The 23923-nt window shown below is 33.8% G+C and carries 24 protein-coding genes; 18 read left to right on the top strand and 6 right to left on the bottom strand.

Features of this window, described 5'->3' with window-relative positions:
* Window positions 1–115: 115 nt before the first annotated feature.
* The 10 genes from ACK5ON_RS02295 (at window position 116) to ACK5ON_RS02250 (ending at window position 8735) form a co-directional block, all read left to right on the top strand.
* Complete coding sequence (locus tag ACK5ON_RS02295; protein ID WP_409819481.1) at window positions 116–496, top strand: hypothetical protein; 381 nt, start codon at window positions 116–118, stop codon at window positions 494–496.
* 300 nt (window positions 497–796) lie between these two features.
* Window positions 797–1774 carry a ribonucleotide-diphosphate reductase subunit beta gene (locus ACK5ON_RS02290; RefSeq protein WP_409819479.1) on the top strand — a complete coding sequence of 326 codons (978 nt, stop codon included), beginning with the start codon at window positions 797–799 and terminating at the stop codon, window positions 1772–1774.
* Between the two features lie 295 nt (window positions 1775–2069).
* Window positions 2070–4502, top strand: coding sequence for a ribonucleoside-diphosphate reductase subunit alpha (locus ACK5ON_RS02285; protein WP_396173171.1), 2433 nt, complete (start codon window positions 2070–2072; stop codon window positions 4500–4502).
* A 142-nt stretch (window positions 4503–4644) separates the two neighbouring features.
* Window positions 4645–4866, top strand: a complete 222-nt coding sequence (locus ACK5ON_RS02280) for a hypothetical protein (RefSeq protein WP_396173173.1) — start codon at window positions 4645–4647, stop codon at window positions 4864–4866.
* On the top strand, window positions 4866–5378 hold the full coding sequence (locus ACK5ON_RS02275) for an RDD family protein (RefSeq protein ID WP_409819476.1): 513 nt from the start codon (window positions 4866–4868) through the stop codon (window positions 5376–5378). Before ACK5ON_RS02280 ends, ACK5ON_RS02275 begins: the two co-directional genes overlap by 1 nt.
* Before the next feature lie 2 nt (window positions 5379–5380).
* Window positions 5381–5830, top strand: a complete 450-nt coding sequence (locus ACK5ON_RS02270) for a GNAT family N-acetyltransferase (protein ID WP_409819474.1) — start codon at window positions 5381–5383, stop codon at window positions 5828–5830.
* 52 nt (window positions 5831–5882) lie between these two features.
* Window positions 5883–6092: an addiction module protein gene (locus tag ACK5ON_RS02265; RefSeq protein WP_396173177.1), complete on the top strand. Its 210-nt coding sequence runs from the start codon at window positions 5883–5885 to the stop codon at window positions 6090–6092.
* Window positions 6093–6097: 5 nt separating this feature from the next.
* Window positions 6098–6388, top strand: a complete 291-nt coding sequence (locus ACK5ON_RS02260; protein ID WP_409819471.1) for a type II toxin-antitoxin system RelE/ParE family toxin — start codon at window positions 6098–6100, stop codon at window positions 6386–6388.
* Window positions 6389–6394: 6 nt separating this feature from the next.
* On the top strand, window positions 6395–7729 hold the full coding sequence (locus ACK5ON_RS02255) for a deoxyguanosinetriphosphate triphosphohydrolase (protein ID WP_409819468.1): 1335 nt from the start codon (window positions 6395–6397) through the stop codon (window positions 7727–7729).
* A 163-nt stretch (window positions 7730–7892) separates the two neighbouring features.
* The gene (locus tag ACK5ON_RS02250; protein WP_409819466.1) at window positions 7893–8735 is read left to right on the top strand and encodes a hypothetical protein; all 843 of its coding nucleotides are present in this window, start codon (window positions 7893–7895) and stop codon (window positions 8733–8735) included.
* A gap of 15 nt (window positions 8736–8750) precedes the next feature.
* Here the strand turns inward: ACK5ON_RS02250 and ACK5ON_RS02245 are convergent, their stop codons facing one another.
* The gene (locus ACK5ON_RS02245) at window positions 8751–10553 is read right to left on the bottom strand and encodes a 1-deoxy-D-xylulose-5-phosphate synthase (protein ID WP_409819464.1); all 1803 of its coding nucleotides are present in this window, start codon (window positions 10551–10553) and stop codon (window positions 8751–8753) included.
* Window positions 10554–10605: 52 nt separating this feature from the next.
* Here ACK5ON_RS02245 and ACK5ON_RS02240 point away from each other — a divergent pair, with 52 nt between their 5' ends.
* The 4 genes from ACK5ON_RS02240 to ACK5ON_RS02225 all read left to right on the top strand — a co-directional run bounded on the left by ACK5ON_RS02240 (window position 10606) and on the right by ACK5ON_RS02225 (window position 12378).
* Complete coding sequence (locus tag ACK5ON_RS02240) at window positions 10606–10842, top strand: DUF2683 family protein (RefSeq protein ID WP_396173184.1); 237 nt, start codon at window positions 10606–10608, stop codon at window positions 10840–10842.
* Complete coding sequence (locus ACK5ON_RS02235) at window positions 10818–11099, top strand: Txe/YoeB family addiction module toxin (RefSeq protein ID WP_409819461.1); 282 nt, start codon at window positions 10818–10820, stop codon at window positions 11097–11099. Before ACK5ON_RS02240 ends, ACK5ON_RS02235 begins: the two co-directional genes overlap by 25 nt.
* 20 nt (window positions 11100–11119) lie before the next feature.
* Complete coding sequence (locus ACK5ON_RS02230) at window positions 11120–11563, top strand: nucleoside deaminase (protein ID WP_396173187.1); 444 nt, start codon at window positions 11120–11122, stop codon at window positions 11561–11563.
* 62 nt (window positions 11564–11625) lie between these two features.
* Window positions 11626–12378, top strand: coding sequence for an SIMPL domain-containing protein (locus tag ACK5ON_RS02225; RefSeq protein WP_396173189.1), 753 nt, complete (start codon window positions 11626–11628; stop codon window positions 12376–12378).
* A gap of 79 nt (window positions 12379–12457) precedes the next feature.
* Here the strand turns inward: ACK5ON_RS02225 and ACK5ON_RS02220 are convergent, their stop codons facing one another.
* Together ACK5ON_RS02220 and ACK5ON_RS02215 are read right to left on the bottom strand one after the other, a co-directional pair.
* Window positions 12458–14005 (bottom strand): Rne/Rng family ribonuclease, encoded by a 1548-nt coding sequence (locus tag ACK5ON_RS02220; protein WP_396173191.1) that lies wholly within the window; start codon window positions 14003–14005, stop codon window positions 12458–12460.
* Between the two features lie 388 nt (window positions 14006–14393).
* The gene (locus ACK5ON_RS02215) at window positions 14394–14687 is read right to left on the bottom strand and encodes an HU family DNA-binding protein (RefSeq protein ID WP_264519818.1); all 294 of its coding nucleotides are present in this window, start codon (window positions 14685–14687) and stop codon (window positions 14394–14396) included.
* A 134-nt stretch (window positions 14688–14821) separates the two neighbouring features.
* On the opposite strand from ACK5ON_RS02215, the gene mutY reads away from it, so the two are divergent.
* Genes mutY through gldD form a run of 4 tightly spaced genes read left to right on the top strand, consistent with a single transcriptional unit; the run spans window position 14822 to window position 18242 of the window.
* On the top strand, window positions 14822–15856 hold the full coding sequence (mutY, locus tag ACK5ON_RS02210) for an A/G-specific adenine glycosylase (protein WP_409819458.1): 1035 nt from the start codon (window positions 14822–14824) through the stop codon (window positions 15854–15856).
* 51 nt (window positions 15857–15907) lie between these two features.
* Window positions 15908–16345: a single-stranded DNA-binding protein gene (locus tag ACK5ON_RS02205; RefSeq protein ID WP_396173194.1), complete on the top strand. Its 438-nt coding sequence runs from the start codon at window positions 15908–15910 to the stop codon at window positions 16343–16345.
* Window positions 16346–16370: 25 nt separating this feature from the next.
* Complete coding sequence (locus ACK5ON_RS02200; protein WP_409819455.1) at window positions 16371–17669, top strand: gliding motility-associated protein GldE; 1299 nt, start codon at window positions 16371–16373, stop codon at window positions 17667–17669.
* A 6-nt stretch (window positions 17670–17675) separates the two neighbouring features.
* Window positions 17676–18242, top strand: coding sequence for a gliding motility lipoprotein GldD (gene gldD, locus ACK5ON_RS02195; RefSeq protein ID WP_396173197.1), 567 nt, complete (start codon window positions 17676–17678; stop codon window positions 18240–18242).
* Window positions 18243–18354: 112 nt separating this feature from the next.
* On the opposite strand, the gene ACK5ON_RS02190 is transcribed toward gldD, so the two are convergent.
* The 3 genes from ACK5ON_RS02190 to ACK5ON_RS02180 form a co-directional block, all read right to left on the bottom strand.
* Window positions 18355–21813, bottom strand: a complete 3459-nt coding sequence (locus tag ACK5ON_RS02190; protein WP_409819452.1) for an efflux RND transporter permease subunit — start codon at window positions 21811–21813, stop codon at window positions 18355–18357.
* Window positions 21814–21892: 79 nt separating this feature from the next.
* The gene (locus ACK5ON_RS02185; RefSeq protein ID WP_409819450.1) at window positions 21893–23071 is read right to left on the bottom strand and encodes an efflux RND transporter periplasmic adaptor subunit; all 1179 of its coding nucleotides are present in this window, start codon (window positions 23069–23071) and stop codon (window positions 21893–21895) included.
* Between the two features lie 8 nt (window positions 23072–23079).
* On the bottom strand, window positions 23080–23736 hold the full coding sequence (locus ACK5ON_RS02180; protein ID WP_409819448.1) for a TolC family protein: 657 nt from the start codon (window positions 23734–23736) through the stop codon (window positions 23080–23082).
* Between the last annotated feature and the right edge of the window lie 187 nt (window positions 23737–23923).

Genomic DNA, 23923 nt, shown 5'->3' with positions numbered 1-23923 from the left:
ATGAAATAAATACACACCTAATTTAAAAAAATAACTTTAAGAAACATATAATTTAAAACTGCTCTTTTATTAAAACATTACGTAAATTATAGGATAATTTAAAATAATTAATCCTATGAAAAAATTGATTTTATTGTGTTTGGTTTTTGTTTTCTCAAATACATTTTATGCACAAGACAAAAAAACAAAAGCTAAAAAAACAAAAGCAACTACTGAAAAAGTGGTGAAAGAAAAAAAAGAAAAAGTAATTGAAACTAAAAAAAGGACAAAAAAAGAAGTTCAAAAAGTAGAAAAAGAAGCAAAATCAAAAACAAAAGCTGTAAAAGAAAAAAATGATTCTTCTAAAAAGGAAGCTAAAGAAAAAGCAACAAAAGTTAGTGAAAAAGCATCTGGAATGTATAACGGAAATAAAGTATTTACTGGACCAAATGGAGGTAAATATTACATAAATAAAAACGGAAATAAAACCTATATTGATAAAGACGCTGCAAAATAAATTTGTATCATTTTATAAATTATAAATCACGGAATAACCGTGATTTTTTTTTCTATTTTGAAACAAATAATTTTAATTTGAAACTACAAAATCCCTTGTTTTATTGGATTTTATTTTTTTTCAATAAACTTAAACAACTGTTAAACAATAGTTTAATGCAAAACCATTGGAAGCCCTTTATTTATATACATTGTTAAAAACTCAAGCCGATTGTGAATAAGTTTGACTTTCATTTTTATTTAAAATTGACAACCTTTGTAACAGTAGAAAATAGTTAAAAAAACCCTAAATAAATAGATTATGTCTTTCATCGAACCTATTCTTAAAGAAAATAAAGATCGCTTTGTTATTTTTCCTATAAAGCATCACGATATTTGGGAATGGTATAAAAAGCAAGAGGCTTGTATTTGGACTGCCGAAGAAATTGATTTACATACCGATTTGAATGATTGGAATAACAAACTAAATGCTGATGAAAAATTTTTCATCAAGCATATTTTAGCCTTTTTTGCTGCTTCTGATGGAATTGTAAATGAAAATTTGGCCGAAAACTTTGTAAACGAAGTGCAATATCCCGAAGCCAAATTCTTTTATGGATTTCAAATTATGATGGAGAATATTCACAGCGAAACCTATTCGTTATTAATTGATACGTATGTTAAAGATGAAGCCGAAAAAGCTCAACTTTTCAACGCTTTAGAAGTATTTCCAGCCATTAGAAAAAAAGCAGATTGGGCTTTAAAATGGATAGGTTCCGACTCTTTTGCCGAAAGATTAATCGCTTTTGCTGCTGTAGAAGGCATTTTCTTTTCGGGTGCGTTTTGTTCTATCTATTGGTTGAAAAAACGCGGTTTGATGCCAGGTTTGACCTTTTCAAACGAATTAATCTCCCGTGACGAAGGTGTTCACTGCGATTTTGCCGTGCATTTGCACAACCATCATTTGGTAAACAAAGTGTCAAAAGCTAGAATTACAGAAATTATTACCGACGCTTTGACCATCGAAAGAGAGTTTATTACCGAGTCGCTTCCGGTGAGTTTGATTGGAATGAACGCCACTTTGATGACGCAATATTTAGAATTTGTTGCCGATAGATTGTTGGTGGAATTAGGTTGCAACAGAGTATATAATTCCTCAAATCCGTTCGATTTTATGGACATGATTTCATTGCAAGGAAAAACCAATTTCTTTGAAAAACGCGTAGCCGAATACCAAAAAGCAGGTGTAATGAACACCGATTCTGAAGCCAGTAAAATTACTTTCGACGCCGATTTTTAATCTGAACTTGTTTCAGATTCTCATGAATTAATGCAGAATCTGGAGCGAATGGCTCGGGCATTTTAGGAAACCATATTCCCGCTGTCCGTTCCAATTTTTTGTTTTGTCTCCCTCAGCATCTACCTGCCGGCAGACACGCAGTCGAAGGGCTTATTTTAAAAACAAAAAGATTTCCACTTCCATCAGGGCTAGGAAGTAAATCATAGCACTAAAAACAGATGCTGAAATGAATTCAGCATAAACAAATAACCCCGAAATAGAGAAGGGATTTTCTATTTCACAAAATAACAAAATTATGTACGTAGTAAAAAGAGACGGCCACAAAGAGCCAGTAATGTTCGACAAAATCACCGACAGAATTAAAAAACTATGCTATGGTTTAAACGATTTGGTAGATGCCGTGAAAGTGGCAATGAGAGTAATTGAAGGTTTGTATGACGGAGTTACTACCTCAGAATTAGATAATTTAGCCGCAGAAACCGCAGCTTCTATGACGATTGCGCATCCAGATTATGCACAATTAGCAGCAAGAATAGCCATTTCAAATTTACATAAAAACACCAATAAATCGTTCTCAGAAACAATGAGCGAAATGTTTCATTACGTAAACCCCAGAACAAATCAAAAAGCACCTTTACTATCAGAAGAAGTGCATAAAGTAATTCAAGAAAATGCTGAATTTTTAAACTCTCATATCATATACAACCGTGATTTCAATTACGATTACTTCGGTTTCAAAACCTTAGAGCGTTCGTATTTGTTAAAAATCAACGGAAAAATTGTAGAGCGTCCACAACACATGTTAATGCGTGTGGCGGTTGGTATTCACTTAAACGATTTGGATGCTGTAATTGAAACATACGACTTAATGTCGAAAAAATTCTTTACACACGCAACACCAACCTTATTCAACGCAGGAACACCAAAACCACAAATGTCATCCTGTTTCTTGTTATCGATGAAAGATGATAGCATTGATGGGATTTATGATACTTTAAAAAATACCGCCAAAATCTCGCAATCAGCAGGAGGAATAGGATTATCAATTCATAATGTGCGGGCAACAGGTTCCTACATTCGTGGTACAAACGGAACTTCAAATGGAATTGTGCCGATGTTGCGTGTATTCAACGATACCGCTCGTTATGTAGATCAAGGTGGTGGAAAACGCAAAGGAAGTTTTGCTATTTATTTAGAAACTTGGCATGCCGATATTTTCGAATTTTTGGATTTGAAAAAAAATACCGGGAAAGAAGAAATGCGTGCGCGTGATTTGTTTTTTGCCATGTGGACTTCCGATTTATTTATGAAACGAGTGCAAGAAGATACCAATTGGACTTTGATGTGTCCCAACGAATGTCCGGGATTGTATGATGTTTATGGAGACGAATTTGAAGCATTATATACTTCCTATGAAGCTCAAGGCAAAGGAAGAAAAACCATCAAAGCCCGTGAACTTTGGGAGAAAATCTTAGAATCTCAAATCGAAACGGGAACGCCATACATGTTGTATAAAGATGCAGCCAATAGAAAATCCAACCAAAAAAATCTGGGAACCATTCGTTCATCAAACTTGTGTACCGAAATTATGGAATACACTTCGGAAGACGAAATTGCAGTATGTAACTTGGCTTCCATTTCCTTGCCAATGTTTGTGGATAAAGGACAATTTAATCACGAATTATTGTTTAACGTAACCAAACGTGTAACGAGAAATTTGAACAAAGTAATCGACAGAAATTATTATCCAGTAAAAGAAGCCGAAAATTCTAATATGCGTCACCGTCCTGTTGGATTGGGTGTACAAGGTTTAGCAGATGCGTTTATTTTGTTGAGAATGCCTTTTACCAGCGATGAAGCCAAACAATTAAACCAAGAAATTTTCGAAACGTTGTACTTTGCCGCTGTAACCGCCTCTATGGAAATGGCAAAAGAAGAAGGACCCTATTCTTCCTTTAAAGGTTCACCAATTTCAGAAGGTTTGTTTCAACACAACCTTTGGAACATCAAAGATGAAGAACTATCAGGAAGATGGGATTGGGCAGCTTTGAGAAAAGAAGTAGTAAAACACGGCGTTAGAAATTCCTTATTGGTAGCGCCAATGCCTACAGCTTCTACGTCACAAATTTTGGGTAATAATGAAGCATTTGAACCTTATACTTCTAATATTTACACTCGTCGTGTTTTGTCGGGCGAGTTTATTGTGGTCAACAAACATTTGCTGGAAGATTTAGTAAATCGCGGCTTGTGGACCGAAGATTTGAAACAAGAATTAATGAGAAACAACGGTTCGGTTCAAGCATTGAATATTCCAGATGATTTGAAAGAATTGTACAAAACCGTTTGGGAAATGTCGATGAAAGATATCATTGATATGTCACGACACAGAGGTTATTTTATTGACCAATCGCAATCGTTGAACTTGTTTATGCAAGATGCCAACTACGCCAAACTAACGTCTATGCATTTCTATGCTTGGCAAAGTGGCTTGAAAACCGGAATGTATTATTTGAGAACTAAAGCAGCAGTTGATGCTATCAAGTTCACGTTGAACAACGATAAAAAAGCGGAACCAACAATAGTGGAAAAACCAGCAGCAGTTGCAGTAGAAGTGGTCGCACCAGTAGAAAATGGTGAAATGACCGCCGAAGACTTTGCTGCCATGGTAGATCGCGCAAGAAACGCCGCTGGAACTGGTGGTGATGATTGTGAGATGTGTGGTTCTTAGTTAGAAAATAGAATAAAGAACAAAGACCTGAGACCGAAGGTCGAACTGTATGTAACGCAGTGAAATAAATAAAGAAATATAGCTGTTTGCCGAGGCGAATGGCTGTTTTCATTTTATTACCTTTGAAATAAATAAAATTACCATGTCAAAAGAAAAAGGAGTTTACACTGGAATTATTGAGAAAGACAAAGACGGCAATTATTTTTGTGGGGAATATTTGTTGGATTATAAATACACCGAAGCCAGTTTCAAACTTGGCGACGAAATCAATATCAAAACGGTAATTGCCAATCCAAGTGATAAAAGTTACAATCAATATCCGAAGAAGTCGCGCAATTTCTTTTTAGCCAATCAAAAAGAATAGTGACAACGCAAGAAAATAACAAAAAGCAATTCAAAGTTTCAGCCGATATTTTTGCGTCATTAAGTCAACGATTTTTGAATTTATTGATTGATACGCTAATGCAACTCATTTTGTTTTTTATTGTGCTTGTTTTTATGGCAGCCAACGCGCAAGCTAGTGGCGACAAGACATTTATTGCTAATTTTGAAAAAAACACCATTTTACAATACAGTATCACAATTGCTATTGCTTTGTTTTATTACAATTTTTTTGAAATAGTCCTAGCGAGAACTGTCGGCAAATATTTTACGCAAACCATAGTCGTTGATGAAAATGGAGAAAAACCCAATTCTGAGACCATTTTAGTGCGTTCTTTGTGTCGGTTAATCCCTTTTAACGCCTTATCTTTTCTAGGAATTTCAGGAAGAGGTTGGCACGACACCATTTCAAAAACCTATGTGGTTAACAAAAAAGCATTGGACGAAAAGAAGCGTTTGTTTGATGCTTTGGAACAAAATGGAAAAGAAGCGTAATCATGATTGAACTCGTCAGAACCACTTCGGATAATGAAGATTTCGGAAAATTAGTGGTTGAATTAGATGCTTATTTAAGTGTGCTTGATGGCGAAGATCATGCTTTTTACACCCTTTTCAACAAAAGTAGTTTGCTTAAAAATGCTCTGATTTGTTATGAAAATGAAATACCAGTTGGCATTGGTGCTTACAAAGAATACGATTCGGAAACAGCTGAAATCAAAAGAATGTTTACCTTACCAGAACATCGAGGTAAAGGAATTGCCAAAGCTATTTTAACGGAATTGGAGCTTTGGGCAAAAGAAGAAAATTATAAAGTTTCCATACTAGAAACAGGTTTTTTGCAACATGATGCTATTGGATTGTATCAAAAATTGGGCTACGAAATCACCGAAAACTTCGGGCAATATATCGGTGTTGATAATAGTATTTGCATGAAAAAAATAATTTAACAAAAATAATTTTTAATTAATTGTATATTTGATTTGTAAAATTATAGAAATCATGGATATTAAAAATTTAGCTAAATACAATAATGCAGAAAAAATAATTTTAGTTGAGCAACTATGGGATACAATTTCCAAGAATGAGATAGAAATTTCTGAGGATGTAAAAGCAGAATTGGATACACGTTTGCAAAACCTTCAAAATAAACAAACGCCCTTATATACATGGGATGAAGTTAAAAATTATCTAACTAAAATTAGAAAGTGAACAATTTGAAAATCACATCTGAAGCATTATTTGATATTGAAGATATTATTGCTTGGTATGAGTTACAAAGAATTGGTCTTTCTTATGATTTTGAACTTTGTCTAGAAGCAGGAATAGGAGAGTTGTATAGAAATCCAGAATCTTACCAAAAAAAGTATAAGAATGTAAAAATTAAATTCATTTCTCGATTTCCTTACGGAATTCATTATTTATTTGAAGAAACAGAAATAATAGTAATTGGAGTGTTTCATACTTCCCGTTCTCCTAAAAATTGGTCAAAACGACTTAATAAATAATTTAACATGACCTGGGAACAACTTTTATCATTAAAACGCCAAGGCGACACCAGCAAACGTTTACGAATCGAACAAGACGATACGCGTCTCGGTTTTGAAGTTGATTATGATCGAATTATTTTTTCATCTGCCTTCAGAAGTTTACAAGATAAAACACAAGTTATTCCATTATCAAAAACCGATTTTGTACATACGCGCTTGACTCACAGTTTGGAGGTTTCGGTCGTGGGTCGTTCCATCGGAAGATTGGTTGGAAAAAAAATAATTGAAAAATACCCGCATTTACAAGAAGTGCATGGTTTTCATATGAACGATTTTGGAGCAATTGTTGCTGCCGCTGCTTTAGCACACGATATTGGAAACCCACCATTCGGACATTCGGGTGAAAAAGCAATAGGCGAATATTTTTCCATTGGAAAAGGGCAACATTACAAAGACCAACTTACCGCAAAACAATGGCAAGATTTAATCGATTTTGAAGGAAATGCCAATGGATTTTCGGTGCTAACGAGTTCTCGTCCAGGGATTGAAGGAAGTCTGCGTTTGTCCTATGCTACGCTAGGTGCTTTTACCAAATATCCCAAAGAAAGTTTACCCAAAAAACCTACCAAAAATATTGCTGATAAAAAATACGGTTTCTTCCAATCGGACATGGAATTCTTCAAAGAAGTTGCCGACGAATTGGGAATGATTTCCAACAAAACTGGAGACGATATTGGTTACGAACGTCATCCCTTAGCATTTTTAGTCGAAGCTGCTGATGATATTTGCTATACTATTATTGACTTTGAAGACGGCATCAATCTAGGTTTAGTTTCCGAGGATTTTGCGTTGGAGTATTTAATCAAATTGGTAAAAGATACAATCGACACTGCCAAATATCAAACTTTAACCACCAAAGAGGATAGAATTAGCTACCTGCGTGCCTTGGCGATTGGCAACTTAATAAATGATGCTGTGAAAGTTTTTATCGAAAATGAAGAAGCTATTCTGCAAGGAAAATTCCATTTTGCCCTGACGGATAAAAGCAAGTACAAAGCGCAAATGGACGACATAATAAAGCTAAGTATAAAGAACATTTACCAAAGCCGAGAAGTCATCGAAAAAGAACTTTCGGGCTACCAAATCATCAATAATTTATTGGATAAATTCATCACGGCTTATAACAATAATCATGATGGCAAAGCTACGAATTACGATAAATTACTATTGAAAATCTTACCCGAAAAACACCATCTGGAAAAGGAGACTTTATACGAAAGATTGCTGCACATTTGCCATTTCATCTCGATGCTGACTGACGGTAAAGCAGTGCAGTTGAATAAAATTGTGACGGCTTAATGTATTTCATTTTTAGTTTTTTACTATAATTAGTTTTTTTATAATCACTTAAAAATCGCTTTTTATGACATACATTTTTAGAAAAACTCATTTGAAATTTAGAAAAGTAAAGTTTAATTTTTTTTTAATCTTACTATTTTATTTCCTTATGAGTCTAAAATGTATGACTCAAAATTTATTAGTAATTAATTCAAATACAAAACAAACAATTTCGTTTGTTAACTTTTCTTTGTATGATAATAATCAATTTCTCTATGGTGGTTATTCGTCTGAACAAGGACAAATACAATTTAAATCAGATGTTTTATTTAATAAAATCAAACTTTCTTGCATTGGATATGAAAATCTTGAAGTTTTTAAGAATCAAATTTCTAATGATACACTGTTGCTAACACCAACAGTGTATCCTCTTAATGAAGTCGTGATTAAAACAAATAGAAAAGAAGATTTTATCAGTTTAGGTTATGCAAAAAGTAAACGAAAAGTTGAGTATACAGCAATCAAAGGCATGAAGATTTGCACTTTTATACATAATCCGCTTAATGAAAAAAAGCAAATCCGCTCGTTTTTGTTCAAAATACATAACTACAATAATACAAAATTGGGGTTTAAATTACATTTATTTGAAAAAGATACAATAAGTAATTTACCAGGAAAAGAATTACTTGAACAAGATATAATTGTAATTTTGGAGGGGAAAAGCAGAAAACTAATCGAACACGATGTTAATGTTTATAATATCGAATTTCCAGCAGAAGGTGCATTTGTTGGTATCGAATGGTTTGGTGTTTTGAACGAGGAAAATAATACTTTTAGAGGCGTTGATACTCAAAATGGTTATATAGAAATTAACGATACATCAGAAAAATTTGATACTTTTAAACAAGATGTATTTTCATTTTACCCTTGGAAAAATTTGGAAAGTTTTAAAGATAAAGTAAAAGAATACACTACTTTCAAAAACTGTCCAACAGCTTCTTTTGGATTAAAAATTTATAAAGATTGATTTAAGTATATTGTTTTAATCTTCGTCCTCTTCTTCCTCAAGCAAACCCGAGAAAAGTAAGCGTAACCCATCAACATCAATATTGCAAAATTGTTGCAGTTCATCAACAGTTCCGTGTTCGATGAAATAATCGGGAACACCACAAAGGAAGATTTCGTTTACGTAATCATTCTTGGCAGCAAACTCTAATACAGCACTTCCAAAACCACCAGTAGTAACAGAATCTTCAACAGTGATGATGGTCGAAAATTTATCACAAATTTTGTGCAGTTTCTTTTCGTCTAACGGTTTTACAAAACCAAAATGGTAATGGGCAAAATGACCTTCATCTTCAATTTCTGCTAAGGCAGCAGTCACATTATCAGCAATAGTTCCTGTTGATAGAATGGCAACTTTTTTTCCTTTTTTGAGTTTATGAGCTTTTCCAATTTCAATTTTTTGAAAGTTTTTGGAATTTGGAATTTCGAAGTTTGGAATTTTTCCACGTCCACGTGGATATCGAATCGCAATTGGATTTTTTAATCCCAAAGAAGCTGTGTACAGAATGTTTTGAAGTTCTATTTCATCTTTTGGCGCATAAATAATCATATTCGGAATACAGCGTAAATAGGCCAAATCAAAAACTCCGTGATGGGTCGCTCCATCTTCGCCCACTAAACCGGCTCGATCCAAACAAAAAATCACAGGCAAATTTTGCAACGCTACATCGTGGATTACTTGGTCATAAGCGCGTTGCAAGAAAGTAGAATAGATATTGCAAAATACCACCATCCCTTGTGTTGCCATTCCAGCTGAAAGCGTAACCGCATGTTGTTCGGCAATGCCCACATCAAAAGCTCTATCGGGAAAAGCTTCCATCATGAATTTCATCGAACTTCCGCTGGGCATAGCAGGAGTAATGCCAATGATTTTTGGATTATTTCTGGCCAATTCTACTAACGTTAAGCCAAAAACATCTTGAAATTTTGGAGGTAAATTCTCCTCAGATTTCTTATAAATTTCTCCGGTCGAAGCATCAAATTTTCCCGGCGCATGGTATTTTACCTGATCTTCTTCGGCTTGTTGTAAACCTTTCCCTTTGGTCGTAATGATGTGTAAAAACTTGGGACCTTTTACTTTTTTTAATCGTTCTAATTCTTTGATCAAAACGAGCAAATCATGCCCATCAATCGGTCCCGAATAATCAAAGTTCAACGACTTTATCATATTGTTTTGCTTCGGATTTTTGCCTTCTTTAACTGCGGTCAAATAATTTTTCAAAGCACCAACACTAGGATCAATCCCGATAGCATTATCATTCAGAATTACCAGCAAATCAGCATCGGTAACTCCGGCATGATTTAATCCTTCAAAAGCCATTCCGCTTGCAATGGAAGCATCGCCTATCACGGCAATATGATGTTTGTCTTCTCCTTTCAATCGAGAAGCAATCGCCATTCCCAATGCTGCTGAAATGGAAGTAGAAGAATGACCCACGCCAAAAGTATCATACACACTTTCGCTTCGTTTTGGAAACCCAGAAATACCGCCAAGTTGACGGTTGGTGTCAAATTTTTTCCGTCGTTCGGTTAAGATTTTATGTCCGTATGCTTGATGACCAACATCCCAAACCAACAAATCATTGGGAGTATCAAAAACATAATGCAAGGCAATCGTTAACTCAACCACACCAAGTGATGCACCAAGATGACCTTCTTTTACAGATACGATATCAATGATAAACTCGCGCAATTCCTTTGCCAGTTGTGGCAATTGAGAAAGGTCTAACTTTCGTAAATCTTTTGGGTTGTTGATATGTTCGAGCAATTTTTTTGACATGTGACAAATGTACAATTTGAAATTGTATATTTGTAATTATAAATTCATCGCTATGACAACTTTCACTATTAAAATTAACGAACGCACTAAAGCAGGAAAAGCATTTAGAGCGATGACCGAAACATTTTTTAAGGATGTAAAAGGCATCGAGATTTTAGAAACCTCAACCCAAAAGGAAGATGAGATTTACAATCCTGAATTTGTAAAAATGATTAAAGACGCCGATAAAAGAGGTAATTTCAAGACAATAGATCCAAATGATATATGGGGAAGTTTAGGGTTAAAATAGAAGAATTGGCAATAATTCACATCCAAAAGCATTACAAATCAGGCAATAAAGCAGTACTCAAAAAGCTCGAAAAGATATTAGAAGAATTGACGGAAACTCCCTATACTGGAATTGGAAATCCAGAAGCACTTAAAAATAATTTATCGGGGTATTGGTCGAGGCGAATTAGTCAAAAAGACCGCCTCATTTACAGAGTTGAAGAAAATATTGTTACCGTTTTTGTAATTGCTGCTTTAGGTCATTATTCAGATAAATAAAACCTCATTCATTTCCTTATATGGAAAACCCTTTCACCCACGAGTATTTTATGAAGAAAGCGTTGCAGGAAGCTGAACTTGCTTTCGATAAAGGCGAAATTCCGGTTGGTGCCGTAATAGTAATCGATAATAAAATTATTGCAAGAACCCACAATCTCACCGAAATGCTTAATGATGTTACGGCTCATGCCGAGATGCAAGCCATCACTTCGGCAGCCAATTTCATTGGCGGGAAATATTTGAAAGGGTGCACGCTTTACGTCACACTAGAACCATGTCAGATGTGTGCCGGTGCTTTATACTGGAGTCAAATTTCAAAAATAGTTTTTGGCGCTTCGGATGAGCAACGAGGTTTTCAAACACTCGGCACAAAACTTCATCCAAAAACAGAAGTAATTAAAGGGGTTTTGGCACAAGAAACTTCGGATTTACTGGTGCGCTTTTTTGCCTCTAAAAGAGGGTAATTTAGTGTAATACAATAAAATGTCATAACTTACGTTATTTTATAAACAAAACTATTTGAATTATGGAAAAAATTAAATCATCAATAATTATTGGCGTTGCCATAATTATCACCGCTTGGATTTTGGGAAAATCATTCCAAAACCGTAATGAAAACTTAGACTCAATTTCAGTAATTGGATTAGGAACTAAAGATTTTGTATCTGATGAAATTCTTTGGTCAGGAAGTTTTACAACTACTAGTATGGATATTAAAACGGCCTACAACAAAATCGTTTCGGACCAAAAAATTGTTTCTAATTTCTTTATAAACAAAGGTTTCAAACCCAATGAATTCAGTTTTGGAGCCGTTAATTTTCAAAAAAAGTTCAGAGAAGTACGAAGTGAAAATAGCGATAATCAAACCCGTTACGAACAAGTCTTTGACGGTTATGAAGCAACACAAACCATTTCTTTTTCAGCCAAGAAAAATCCCGATTTGATGAAAAGAATAGAAGAAGTCTCGAGCAAAACTTCCGAATTAGTAAACTCAGGCATTGAATTATCTTCGAACTCCATCCAATATACCTATTCTGATTTACCTAGTTTAAAACAAAGCTTAATAGAAAAAGCCACTAAAGACGCTAACGAACGTGCAACCAAAATTGTAAAAACTGCCGATGGAAGTTTAGGTAAATTGAAAAAAGCAAGTATGGGTGTTTTTCAAATTACGGGTCAAGGTTCTACTGAAGACGATAGCTACGGCGGAATTAACGATACCTACAGCAAAAATAAAACTGCCAGAATTACGGTAAGATTGGAATATGAATTAGATTAATTTCTGAAATTAGAGCATAAAAAAACCGTCTCGTAATTAAACGAGACGGTTTCTATTTTACTCTGAACTTGTTTCATAGTTATTTTTCTGAAATCTCTTCTCCTTTGTCGTCAAAGAAATGATATTCCAGATACGTGTAAGCGTCACGAGGTATTATTTTCACCCATTTTTTATGCTCAAAAAACCATTTTGAGCGTAATGATGGAAAACCTTTTTTAAGGTATGCTGCCACAAATGGGTGAACATTCAATTTCACTTTCTTGTGGTCTTTTACAATCTTTTCAAGAGAAAAATTAATCTTATCAATAATCTGAATTGGCGCATCTACATCACCGCTCAAATTATTAGGATTTTCTTCTCTTGTTTCAATATTTACTTCTGGTCTTACGCGTTGTCTTGTTATTTGGACTAATCCAAATTTACTAGGCGGTAAGATTTTGTGTTTGGCTTTATCATCACTCATTTCCTCTCTAAGGAAATTGAATAACACTTGTCGATTGTCTGGGTCTTTCATGTCGATAAAATCGACTACAATAATTCCGCCCATATCCCGGAGACGTAATTGTCTTGCGATTTCGGCGGCAGCAATCATATTTACTTCCATAGCAGTGTCCTCTTGATTATTGGCTTTGTTAGAACGGTTTCCACTATTCACGTCAATAACGTGCAGTGCTTCGGTGTGTTCTATAATCAAATAAGCGCCTTTGCTCATTGATACTGTTCGGCCAAAAGAAGTCTTTATTTGTCTTTCGATATGATATTTTTCAAACAATGGTGTGTCTTTCGATTGATAAAACTTAACAATTTTTTGTTTCTCGGGAGCTATTTCGGCTAAATACTCCTTTGTTTCTTCGTACAACTCTTCATCATCAATTTGGATACTGGTAAAAGTATCGTTAAAAACATCTCTTAAAATAGAAGAAGCTTTATTAAGCTCTCCCAAAATCTTGGACGGATGATGAGCAGTTGGTAATTTTTTACTCATTGCAAACCACCTGGCTAGTAGGTTTTGCAAATCTTTTTCTAATTCGGCTATGTTTTTGCCTTCTGCTACTGTTCTCACAATAACACCAAAACCTCTTGGTTTGATAGATTGCATTAGTTTTTTAAGTCGGTCTTTTTCTTCTTTTGATTCTATTTTTTGAGAAATAGAAACGCGATCCGAAAACGGAACTAAAACTACAAATCGTCCTGCGAATGAAAGCTCTGTGCTTATTCTAGGGCCTTTGGTAGAAATAGGTTCTTTGACCACTTGTACTAATACAGATTGATTGGCACTCAGAATTTCTGATATTGAACCATTTTTATCAATCTCTTTTTCAAACTGGAAGTTTTTTAGGGAGAAATCTTTTAATTTACCTGCGCTTACAAGTTTTATGAATTTCACATAAGAAGCTAAATTAGGACCTAAATCTTGATAATGCAAAAAGGCATCTTTTTCGTAGCCAACATTTACAAAAGCAGCATTTAAGCCAGCAACTGGTTTTCTGATTTTAGCAATAAAAATATCGCCAACCTGAAAGTTGCTTGTTTCTTCTTGTTTGTGTAATTCAATTAGTTTTCCATCTTTTAATAAGGCAAAATCTACAGCATCTTCACCACTACGGATGATTAATTCTTTATTCATGTTGTAAATTTTTATCTGTATTGAGGTTTGTAGTTTGAGGTTTGTTGTTTATAGTTATTAACCATAAACTCTAAACCATCAACCATAAACTGTTTGCTACAGATGGATTAAATATTTTTAAACAGGTATTGTTTACCCGGCGAAAAATAGTGTTCAGTTTACAGTTTTTAGTATACAGTAACTGACTACTAATTACTGACCACTGATTACTAAATTTCAATTTCAATGAACGATTTTTTAAAAACAAGAAAAAGTAGTTACGAACTACTTTTTCTTTTTGTGACGGTTAGCTCTCGCTCTTTTTTTACGCTTGTGCGTTGCTACCTTATGTCTTTTTCTTTTTTTACCACTTGGCATAGGTTGGTGTTTTTATTATTAATAAATGAGTTTATACTGCTACTTCAGTATTAGTTTTTATAGCTTCTACAAATACTTTTGCAGGTTTAAATGCTGGAATATTGTGTGCAGGAATTTTTATGGTGGTGTTTTTAGAAATGTTTCTTCCTGTTTTTTCAGCTCTCGTTTTAATAATAAAGCTACCAAACCCTCTTAAATAAACATTGTCTCCTGTTTCTAAAGAAGTTTTTACTTCTTCCATAAACGCTTCTACTGTTGCTTGAACATCTCCTTTTTCAAGACCTAATTTTTCTGAAATCTTTGCTACGATATCTGCTTTCGTCATTTTCTTTCTTATTTAATGTTATTATGTAATTTTTTTGAGGTTGCAAATATATGAATTAAAAAAACAATATTTCAAGCATAATCTATTAAAATTTAATAACATAAAGATTTATTTTTGCTAACCATAATTTAACTATGAGATTCTCTAAAACATTAATCCAATGGTATTTACAAAACAAGCGTGATTTGCCTTGGCGCAACAGTACTAATCCGTATATAATTTGGCTTTCCGAAATAATGCTCCAACAGACGCGAGTGGCTCAAGGACTGCCTTTTTTTCTTCGTTTTACAGAAGCATTTCCAACCGTTTTTGATTTGGCTAATGCTAGCGAAGAGCAAGTATTAAAACTCTGGCAAGGATTGGGATATTATTCGAGAGCCAGAAATTTACACAAAACAGCAAAGCAAATAGCGTTTGAATTGAAGGGTGAATTTCCTAAAACCTACAACGATTTATTACAATTGAAAGGTGTAGGCGAATATACAGCCGCTGCTATTGCTTCATTTGCCTATAATGAAAATGTGCCTGTTGTTGACGGAAATGTTTTTAGAGTTTTATCACGCTATTTTGATATTGAAACCGATATAGCTTCTGCTGGCGGTAAAAAGGAATTTACACAACTAGCTTCTGAATTATTGCCCAAAGGAAAAGCGAATGAGTTCAATCAAGCGATTATGGAGTTTGGCGCTTTGCTGTGCGTACCCAAGAATCCCGATTGTCAAAATTGTGTTTTTAATGATAGTTGCCTTGCCTTACAAAAGAAAAAAGTTGCACAACTTCCTGTGAAGTCAAAAAAATTGAAGGTTAGACATCGGTACTTTAATTATTTGGTTTTTTCAGATTCTAATAATAACACTTTAATTCAAAAAAGAACCCAAAAAGGAATTTGGCACAATTTATATGAGTTTCCTTTATTAGAAACCGAAATTATTGAAACCGAAGAGAACATACTTGCTTTAATTAAAAATCAAAATTTTATAAAGAACTCTATTCAAAACATACAACTTTTTAATCCTCAAACTATTGTTCATAAACTCTCTCACCAACATTTGAATATTAAATTTTGGAAAATAAAAGTTAATGGTAAAATTGAAAACGGAATCGACTGGGAGTCAGTCAAAAAAATGCCTTTCCCAATTGTGATTTTTAATTTTATTTCCAATCAATAGTTTTAGATTTCAAAAAAAGTACTAAATTTGAGGGAAACAAATACATTAAAAATGAACGGTACATTAAATAAAGTTATGTTAATTGGACATCTTGGCGACGAGGTAAAAATGCATTACTTTGAAGGAGGAAATTGCATTGGACGCTTTCCTTTAGCTACCAATGAAGTTTATATTAACAAGCAAACCAATGAAAAAATCACTTCTACTGAGTGGCATAATTTAGTAGTGCGAAATAAAGCAGCAGAAATTTGCGAAAAATATTTATCTAAAGGCGATAAAATATTCGTTGAAGGAAGAATTAAATCGCGTCAATGGCAAGCAGAAGATGGAACTACAAAGTACACAACAGAAATTCAAGTTACGGAGTTTACCTTTTTGACCACAAAAAAAGAACTTGAAGGTGTTAAATCTGTTCAAAATTTGGAATCAAAAAACACTAATTTTGAAACCCCAAGCCCGTCAAATCCTGAAAACGATTTAACTTATTAATATTGTTTAACTAACCCTTTCTCCTTTGGACTCTGAGCCCAGTTTAAATTTACTTGCCAACATTGACACACACTTGCTTTTTGGAAGTATAGGAATTATTTTTCTGTTGTTTTGTTCTGCCATGGTATCTGCTTCGGAGATTGCACTTTTTTCGCTAACTCAAAAAGATTTAAAAGTTTTATATGAGGAAGATTCCTCCAAAGCTAATTTAATTTCCAATTTACTATCGCGACCCAAAAAATTATTAGCTACAATTTTAGTTGCCAATAACTTTAGTCATATAGGTGTTGTCATTATTTTTTCGTTTGTTGGAAACACTATTTTTGAAGCCATTGCATCGCCATTGCTCAAATTTGTTGTTGAAGTTATCCTGATAACCTTTCTTATTTTATTGTTTGGTGAAGTATTACCCAAAGTGTATGCGAGTAGAAATAATATAAAATTTGCAAAATTTATTGCCAATCCATTAGCAATTCTTGATAAGTTACTTTCGCCTATCAGTATTCCAATGCGCGCTGTGACTGTTTTTTTACATGAAAAGTTAGCAAAACAAAAATCATCAAACATTTCTGTTGATCAATTGTCACAAGCTTTGGAACTTACTTCTTCGGATGATACTACATCAGATGAACATAAAATTCTTGAGGGAATTGTGTCATTCGGAAATACAGATACCAAACAAGTGATGAGTCCGAGGATTGATATTTTTGCTTTAGAAATAGAAGAAACTTTTGCTGAAATTTATACAAAAATTATAGACAAAGGATATTCTAGAATTCCTATTTATAAGGAAAGCATTGATCATATAGAAGGACTTTTATTTGTTAAAGATTTAATTCCACATATTCACAAAAAAGAGTTTGACTGGAATAAACTAATACGTGAGCCATTTTTTGTTCCCGAAAACAAAAAGTTGGATGACTTATTAAAAGATTTTCAAAGCAAAAAAAGTCATTTGGCTATCGTAGTTGATGAGTATGGAGGAACATCTGGTTTAGTTTCGCTTGAAGATGTTATTGAAGAAATTGTTGGTGATATTTCAGATGAGTTTGATGATGAAAATTTGAATTATTCTCAAATTGACGACAAAAATTTTCTGTTTGAAGGCAAAATAAATTTAAAAGATTTCTACCGAATTGTTGCTGTTGACGAAGAAGCTTTTGAAAATAGAAAAGGAGAAGCAGAAACTTTGGCTGGATTTATTTTGGAAATTTTAGGTAACTTCCCCAAAAAAGGGCAAAAAATTCATTTTTCAAATGTATATTTCACCATTGAATCAGTTGATAAAAAAAGAATAAAACAAATTAAAGTAACTTTAGAATAATAAAAAATGGTAAAAAAAATAGTTGGTATTTTGTCTGTTCTCCAGCTCCTATTATTTATGGTTGGTTGTAAAGATGATGTATTGCCAAAACCTGCAAGCCAACTGAGATTGGATTATCCTGAAGCAAATTATGCTTATTTCAGTAATCATTGTCCGTTTGAATTTGAAATGAATGATGATGCTATTATAAAAGAAGATAAAAACTGCGGTTTTTCAATCCATTATCCAAAAATGAAAGCAACCATTTACCTCACATATAAAACAGTAAACAACGACATCAGTTCTTTATTGAGAGATGCACAAAACTTGACTTACAAATTACATACCCAAAAAGCGGATCAAATCATGGAACAACGCTACATAAATCCAGATAAAAAAGTTTATGGAATGTTGTATAATGTTACAGGAAATGCGGCTACAAATTCTTTGTTTTATGCCACAGATAGCATCAAACATTTTGTAACGGGTTCAGTATATTTTTATGCAAAGCCCAATTTTGATTCTATTTTTCCTGCCGAAAGTTATGTGAAAAATGACATGCAACGGTTAATGGAAACATTAAAATGGAAATAAAATTATTCAAATTGTATTTATTGAACTAAAGTTTTCTGGTATGAAATGAATATTAGTAAAAATGCCCCAAAAAGTGAAATACTATTTGGGGCATTTTTTTATAAAATAGAAATTACAATCCTCTACTATCACGAATCCAGTACTTAGTTCGTTTCACTAGGAAGAACATTACTGGAACCATGACTAAAGTTAATACAGTAGCATAAGTCAATCCGAAAATAATGGTCCAAGCCAATGGCGACCAGAAAATCACATTATCACCACCCATATATAAATGTGGATTCAAATCGGTTATTAAACCGAAGAAGTCAAAATTCAATCCAATAGCTAAAGGTATTAATCCTAAAACTGCCGTTAATGCGGTTAATAATACTGGACGCAAACGATTTTTTCCGCTTTCAATAATGATTTCTTTTATTTCGTCAAGTGATAAATCGTTGTGGCTTTCAACTCCTTTATCGGCAACTTTTTTGTCCAAAAGCAATACGAAGAAATCCATTAATACAATTCCGTTTTTCACCACAATTCCAGCTAAGGAAATAATTCCCATCATGGTCATCAAGATAACGAAATCCATATTGGCAATGACATAACCATAGAAAACACCACTGAAACTTAACAAGACAGTAAACAATATCACCAATGTTTTTGAAATCGAGTTGAACTGAAGCACAATGATAATTGTAATTCCGGCCATGGCTAAGAATAATGCAAACATCAAGAAACTTTGGTTTTTGCCTTGTTCTTCTTGCACACCAGAGAACGAATAGGTAATTCCTTTGGGCAATTGATAGGATTTCAATTCAGCACCAATTTGCTTGGTAATTTCATCACCATTATAACCTGTCAATACATTGGAATAAATAGTCATTATTCGTTTGTAGTCCTTTCTTTTGATTTGGTTATAGGTGTATGTTTTTTCGGTTTCAGATACTGCAGAAATAGGCACTTGCATCATTTGACCGTTGGTTTGGTTTCTAAAAGTCAACGATTGATTGAAAAGTATGTTTTCGTTTTTTCGTTGGTCCTCTTGCATTCGAACGACAATATTATAATCATCATCGCCTTCCTTGAAAGTAGATATTTCTTGACCATACACCGAACGACGCAAATTGAAACCTAATTGTCCTGTAGAAACACCAAGACTTCCAGCATTGACTCTATCAACTTTTACTTCAAGCTCTGGACTTTCTTTGTTGACATCCACATTCAGTCGTTCAATTCCTGGTATATTTTTAGAATCTACAAAGGCAATCATTTTATCAGCTTCTTTGAGCATCACATCATAATCAACTCCAGCGTAGCCCGTTAATTGAATACTAATTGGATAACCTGCTGGCGGACCATTAGCATCTTTTTCGACGGTTACTGTTGCTCCAGCAATTCCTTTTACACGAGCTCTAATTTCGTCCAAAACATCCGAAGTATTAACTCCTCTTCTAAATTTGAATTCAGCGAAATTGACCGTTACTTTTCCTTTAAAAGGGGTTTCATTGGCAGAACCTGCATCCACATTTGGATTTCCGGCACCAACACCTACTTGAGAAACAATGCTTTCAGCCAAATAATTATCCTCTGTTTTAGGATCGATATATTTTTTCATTATCTCGATTACCTGTTTTTCAACAAAATAAGTGGCTTTGTTTGTTTTTTCTATATCGGTTCCTTGGGGATATTCAATATAAGTAATCACTTGATTGGGAATATTTTCTGGGAAAAACAAGACTTTTCTTGGGAAAACGTTTAAAAGTCCAACGGATAAAAACAGCATTCCTATTATGCCAATAAGAGCCAACCAGGCGTTTTTCCCAACTAAAATTTTACTTAAAAACCGTTTGTATTTTTCTTCTAATCTCGGAAAAAAGCTATGTTGAAAATCTTGAGTCCATTGGTACATTTTCCATTTGTATAACCACATTAACCCTAATGAAATTAATGCAAAATGACCAATCCCTCTAGCAAATTTGGAGTGATCTAAATTTCCAATAATGACAAATACAATTCCGATAATTACCAAGATAATTGTGTATATTTTTGCTGATTTATTGGTTACATTTCTATCCTCAATATCCATCGAACCACCAGTCATAGCAGCGTTTACAACCATTGCCACAAATAAAGATGCCGTTAAAGTTACCGATAACGTTATGGGGAAATAAATCATAAATTTACCCATAGTGCCAGGCCAAAGAGCAAACGGTAAAAACGCCATTAAAGTGGTTGCCGTTGAGGAAATTACAGGCCAAGCAATTTCGCCAATTCCCACTTTGGAAGCTTGCACTCGTGGCATTCCTTTTTTCATATTGGCAAAAACATTATCGACTACTACAATTCCGTCGTCCACCAATAATCCTAATCCCATTACCAACCCGAAAAGTACCATCGTGTTTAGGGTTAATCCAAAAGCGGAAAGAATGGTGAACGCAATCATCATCGAAAGCGGAATGGCAGCGCCAACAAACAGTGAGTTTCTCAATCCCATGGTAAACATCAGAACAATCATTACCAAAACAATTCCGCAGATAATGTGATTGGATAATTCATCTACTTGGTGCTCTACTCGAGAAGATTGGTCGTTGGTCAATTCGACTTGTAAATCTTTTGGCAAGTAATTTTCGTTTGCCAATTTGAGTTTTTCTTTCACTTGTTCAATGGCAGAAATCATGTTTTGACCCGAACGTTTTTTGACGTTTAGCATCACCACTTCTTTGCCTTTCTCCCGAGCATAAGTAGTTTTTTCTTTTTCTTTAAAAGAAACTACAGCAATATCTTTCAGATAAACAGTTCCGTTATTGTGTTTTACAATAATATTTTCTAACTCTTTTGGGTCTTTGATTTCACCCACAATTCGGATGTTGTTTCTTGATCCTTGGGAAATTAAATTTCCGCCCGAAAGCGTCATGTTTTCATATTTCACCGCATTTTGAATATCATCAAATGATACTTGTGCTGCAGTCATTTTAAATATATCAACCGCAATTTCTACTTCTTTGTCGTCCACGCCAAGAATATCAACTTTCTTTACTTCGGGAATTTCTTCAATATCATCTTGTAGTTTTTCGCCGTATTTTTTGAGTTGTTGTGTGGTGTAATTTCCTTTCAAATTGATGTTTAAAATAGGCACTTCTTCCGAAATGTTGAGTTCGAAAACACTTGGTTCTACTTTGCTACCGTTGTCTAAGTTGGGCCAATCGGTATCGGCTTTTACAATATCAACTTTGTCTTTGATTTTGGTTTTGGCTTCTTCAATAGAAACTTTATCACTAAACTCGGCGATGATCATTCCATAATCTTGAAAGGAACTTGCCGTAACTTTTTCAACGCCACTGATGTTTTTGATTTCTTTTTCGAGAGGTTTGATAATTAATTTTTCTACATCTTCGGCTGAATTTCCTGGAAAAACGGACGAGATATATACTTTATTCTCAATAATTTCCGGAAAATCTTCACGAGGCATTGTGGTATAAGCTATCAGACCTGTAATGGTAACTAATAGTGTAAAAATATATACGGTTACACGATTTTCTATCGCCCAACTGGAAATTCCAAATTCTTTATTTTGATGTGACATAGTATTTGTTTATAGTTTAGTGTTTGTAGTTTGTTGTTAAGGTTAGACTATAAACCATAAACAACAAACCATAAACTTTTTAAAAATTCAATTTCATTCCTTCCGAAATACTGTTTACACCATCGGTTACAATAATATCTTCGGCGGCTAAACCACTTACAATTTCGGTTACATTATTTGATGATTTTCCTAGGGTTACTTTAACTTTTTTGGCAGTACCTGTTTTGCCATTGCTTCCTTCAACTGTGTAAATAAATTTATTTCCTTCACCATCTTCTTGAACAACATTGGTAGGAACTACTATGGCTTTATTATTGGTATAATCAATAATTTTTAATTTGGCTACTTGGTTGGGGCGCAATAAATTATCAGGGTTTGGCAAACTCACTTCAATACCAAAACTTCGGTTGTTGGGATTGATAAAATTCCCCACTTGACGCACTTTTCCTTTATAGGTTTTGTTTAAAGAGGAAAGAAAAACATCCACTTGATCGCCTACTTTTAGCTTGCCAATATACGTTTCTGGAACCGAGGTTGACACGTACATACTTCCCAAATTTACTATTCGCATTAGTCCTTCAGCACTTGGTGCAACTACTTGACCTTTTTCAACAAAAACTTCATCTATAGTGCCTGAGAACGGAGCACGAATAACCGTTTTTGCCAATTGAGCTTTCATTTGAGCAACGCCTTTTTGAGCTGCTACCATTTGAGTTTGCGCTTGAAGAAATTGAATTTCGGAACCAATTTTTTTATCCCATAGATTTTTTTGTCTTTCATAAGTGGTTTTGGCTAGCGCATATTGATTTTCTAAACTTGCCAATTGTTGGCTCAAACCACCATCATCAATTTTACCAAGAATTTGTCCTTTGGAAACTTTTTGCCCAGCTTTTGCATTTAATGAGGTTAATGTTCCGCTAAATTCGGGTTGTACCAAAATATTTTCTTTGGTATCCACATTGCCTTGAACTTCAAGATAATGATTGAATAGCGTGTCTTTTACAGTAGAAACCTCTACTAACGCTTCTTCTTTTTTTATGTCCAAAGTAGCCAAAGCACCTTCAATTTTAGCAATATCGGCTTGAAGCGTTGCTTTTCGTTCTTGTAATCCTTTTACGTTTTTGGAACTTATTAATTGGTCAATGTTGGAATTCTCCTTGTTAGCACAAGAAAATATTGACAAAGATAAAATGGCAATGATTATAATTTTTTTACTCATGATTTTTGTTTTATATAATTCGTGAATCTTCGATTTCATTTTGATGTTTAGTTTTTGTTTACTATTTTTTCTAATGATGCTTTTTTGTTTATAATATCAACCATAGATTGAAGGTAATCTTGTTGTTTTGAGTACAATTGTTGTTGCGCTTCGGTAAAATCAAAACTAGAGGAAAGACCTTCTTTAAATTTTATTTGTTGTTTGTTTTCTATTCTTTCTGCTAAACTCAAACTATTTTTGGAAGTAGTATATTGTTCGATACTGTATTCGTACTCACTTTTGGCTTTTTCAAATTGTAGCTTTAATTTTTGTTCTGTTTCTGTCAATTGCGTTTTGGCTTGATCAAATGCTATTTTAGCTTGTTGTGTTCTAGAACTTCGGGCTAAACTACTAAAAATGGGAACGTTTAAACTGACACCCATGTTTGAATAATTAAACCAGTTTTGATTTGCTTCAAAAAATCCAAATCCATCATTGAAAGCATTATAGCCAAAGTTTAAATTTGCTGCTAAGGATGGCAAAGCTTTGCTTTTTTCAAGTTTATATTCAAGTTCTCTTTGCTCTTGAAAATTCATTGCCATTTTATAGTTTATATTGTCTGTAACAACAAATTCGTTCTTAGAAAATGACAAATCCAAATTAGATATCGTTAAATTATCTAAAGTTTCTGTTAATTTTAATTCGGCATCAATGTTAATTCCCAAAATTATTTTTAATATTTTGTATGCCAATTATAATAATCTATTGTTTTAATTAAGTGTGCTGTTGATAGAAGTTAGCGTGATTTGAAGTTGCTCTACATTTTCTTCCTCAATCAAACCGTTTTTGAAAGTTTCATTGGTTTCAAACAACGTTTTTTCTAATGAAGCTTTGTTTTTTTCAAGGATTTTA

Source organism: Flavobacterium sp. (assembly GCF_046317795.1).
Classification (GTDB): Bacteria; Bacteroidota; Bacteroidia; order Flavobacteriales; family Flavobacteriaceae; genus Flavobacterium.
Note: the sequence above shows the minus strand (reverse complement) of the source record. Positions and strands in the feature narration are given on the sequence as shown.

Bases quoted from the DNA above. Each gene is read 5' to 3' on its own strand.
- ACK5ON_RS02240 (WP_396173184.1), top strand. From the start codon at position 10,606: ATGACAACTTTCACTATTAAAATTAACGAACGCACTAAAGCAGGAAAA.
- gldD (WP_396173197.1), top strand. From the start codon at position 17,676: ATGGTAAAAAAAATAGTTGGTATTTTGTCTGTTCTCCAGCTCCTATTA.
- ACK5ON_RS02280 (WP_396173173.1), top strand. From the start codon at position 4,645: ATGTCAAAAGAAAAAGGAGTTTACACTGGAATTATTGAGAAAGACAAA.
- ACK5ON_RS02285 (WP_396173171.1), top strand. From the start codon at position 2,070: ATGTACGTAGTAAAAAGAGACGGCCACAAAGAGCCAGTAATGTTCGAC.
- ACK5ON_RS02250 (WP_409819466.1), top strand. From the start codon at position 7,893: ATGACTCAAAATTTATTAGTAATTAATTCAAATACAAAACAAACAATT.
- ACK5ON_RS02265 (WP_396173177.1), top strand. From the start codon at position 5,883: ATGGATATTAAAAATTTAGCTAAATACAATAATGCAGAAAAAATAATT.
- ACK5ON_RS02230 (WP_396173187.1), top strand. From the start codon at position 11,120: ATGGAAAACCCTTTCACCCACGAGTATTTTATGAAGAAAGCGTTGCAG.
- ACK5ON_RS02215 (WP_264519818.1), bottom strand. From the start codon at position 14,687: ATGACGAAAGCAGATATCGTAGCAAAGATTTCAGAAAAATTAGGTCTT.
- ACK5ON_RS02295 (WP_409819481.1), top strand. From the start codon at position 116: ATGAAAAAATTGATTTTATTGTGTTTGGTTTTTGTTTTCTCAAATACA.
- ACK5ON_RS02185 (WP_409819450.1), bottom strand. From the start codon at position 23,071: ATGAAATCGAAGATTCACGAATTATATAAAACAAAAATCATGAGTAAA.
- mutY (WP_409819458.1), top strand. From the start codon at position 14,822: ATGAGATTCTCTAAAACATTAATCCAATGGTATTTACAAAACAAGCGT.
- ACK5ON_RS02190 (WP_409819452.1), bottom strand. From the start codon at position 21,813: ATGTCACATCAAAATAAAGAATTTGGAATTTCCAGTTGGGCGATAGAA.
- ACK5ON_RS02290 (WP_409819479.1), top strand. From the start codon at position 797: ATGTCTTTCATCGAACCTATTCTTAAAGAAAATAAAGATCGCTTTGTT.
- ACK5ON_RS02245 (WP_409819464.1), bottom strand. From the start codon at position 10,553: ATGTCAAAAAAATTGCTCGAACATATCAACAACCCAAAAGATTTACGA.
- ACK5ON_RS02225 (WP_396173189.1), top strand. From the start codon at position 11,626: ATGGAAAAAATTAAATCATCAATAATTATTGGCGTTGCCATAATTATC.
- ACK5ON_RS02220 (WP_396173191.1), bottom strand. From the start codon at position 14,005: ATGAATAAAGAATTAATCATCCGTAGTGGTGAAGATGCTGTAGATTTT.
- ACK5ON_RS02255 (WP_409819468.1), top strand. From the start codon at position 6,395: ATGACCTGGGAACAACTTTTATCATTAAAACGCCAAGGCGACACCAGC.
- ACK5ON_RS02205 (WP_396173194.1), top strand. From the start codon at position 15,908: ATGAACGGTACATTAAATAAAGTTATGTTAATTGGACATCTTGGCGAC.
- ACK5ON_RS02270 (WP_409819474.1), top strand. From the start codon at position 5,381: ATGATTGAACTCGTCAGAACCACTTCGGATAATGAAGATTTCGGAAAA.
- ACK5ON_RS02235 (WP_409819461.1), top strand. From the start codon at position 10,818: ATGGGGAAGTTTAGGGTTAAAATAGAAGAATTGGCAATAATTCACATC.